Here is a 1,140-nt window from a genome sequence, read left to right as displayed (position 1 = left end):
ACACCACCCAAACCTCCGGCACGGACGCCGGGGGGGCTTCCTGGGCTCTACCGTCCATCAAATAATACGGATGAGGGGCCATCAAATTGCGTGAACGCTCTCAAGCACCACTCACCAAGTGTGCGTCATGGACCGGGAGGGGGATTTCTTCGAGATGTTCAATGAGCCGCGTCACCGGCGTGTTGACCTGTTGGTGCGGGCAAAACATGATCGTTGCACTGGGGAAGATTCCAGGCTCTTTGATACGCTGAGGCAAAGTCCGGTGCGCAGTCACTTTGTCATTTCGATCCCCAGTCAAAGTGCCCGCCCAAAACTGAGCAAACAAAAGGCACGCCCCAAACGCTCCGCGCGCGAGGCGACCGTCGATTTACGCTATCGGCCCATCCAACTGCTTGCTCCGAGCTACCACAAGGACAAGGCCCCCATTACTCTCTGGGCCATCCATCTACGCGAACAAGCGCCACCACCGAACGAGAAACCCATCGAATGGTTTTTATTGACCACCCGTGAAATTACGGACGATGAGCAGGCACGTCAGTGCATACACTGGTACACCCTGCGCTGGCGGATCGAAGACTGGCATCGGGTACTCAAGAGCGGCTGCGGCATCGAGGCGTTGGCGCATAAAAGCGCGGAACGGCTAAAGCGCGCCATCGCGATCAATCTCGTCATCGCTTGGCGGATTATGCTGATGACCCTGCTGGGTCGAGAGTGCCCGGAACTACCCGCTGAGATACTGTTTTCCGACATCGAGATCAAAGTGCTTCGCGCCCACGCGCAAAAAAAAACATAGCCCCTCCGACACAACTCGGCGAAGCCGTTCGCTTGGTGGCGAGTATCGGCGGATACCTGGCGCGCGGAAATGATCCGCCACCCGGCCATCAACTGATGTGGCAAGGGTATGCTTACCTCCAACGCATGTGTGAAGGCTATCTCCTGCGTGATGAATCGGGTTAGCTCGATAATATTTGTGGGTAAAGGGCAGGGCTACCCCTGGCGCCCGCTTACCGGTAGATTGCCCCCAATCCACGCTCTTGTCGGTTCCAGGAGGTCCCCGGGGCGCGTCCCGCGGGGTGGTTCGCCGCCTGCCGATCGGAGCGGATCGGCGCGGACGCGCGCAAGGTGCCATCGATACCCGCT

At 58.8% G+C, this 1,140-nt stretch carries 1 protein-coding gene; it reads left to right on the top strand.

Going from position 1 to position 1,140, the window contains the following annotated elements; genetic code table 11:
* The first annotated feature begins 118 nt into the window (after nt 1–118).
* Complete coding sequence (locus tag ACYQ2W_RS26305; RefSeq protein WP_459874051.1) at nt 119–793, top strand: IS4 family transposase; 675 nt, start codon at nt 119–121, stop codon at nt 791–793.
* The last annotated feature ends 347 nt before the right edge of the window (nt 794–1,140 follow it).

The sequence above is a fragment of the Endothiovibrio diazotrophicus genome (genome assembly GCF_054657215.1).
Note: the sequence above shows the minus strand (reverse complement) of the source record. Positions and strands in the feature narration are given on the sequence as shown.